Source organism: Wenyingzhuangia sp. 2_MG-2023, assembly GCF_030548295.1.
GTDB lineage: Bacteria > Bacteroidota > Bacteroidia > Flavobacteriales > Flavobacteriaceae > Wenyingzhuangia.
Genome location: NZ_JAUOSB010000247.1, coordinates 1 through 228, shown reverse-complemented (window position 1 = coordinate 228; position 228 = coordinate 1). Strand labels below are relative to the sequence as shown.

The following is a 228-nucleotide window of genomic DNA, read 5'->3' as shown; positions in this document are numbered from 1 at the left end:
GGATCGCGTTTCATTTCTTCCTGCTTCCGGTGGTCACGCCATTTATGCGAATGCACAAATTATCAGTGCGTTTCATAAAGCGAATGGTAATACCCATAAAAATGAAATCATTACAACGCTACATTCTCACCCAGTAGATGCAGCTGCCACCTCAATACTTGGCTACCGAGTGATTACTTTGTTACCGGATGAAAAGACGGGCTTGCCATGTTTGGATGAGTTCAAAGC

1 pseudogene is annotated in these 228 nt (G+C 43.9%); it reads left to right on the top strand.

Features of this window, described 5'->3' with window-relative positions:
- Positions 1-228 (top strand): annotated as a pseudogene (locus tag Q4548_RS17150) (glycine dehydrogenase subunit 2); the annotation flags it as partial.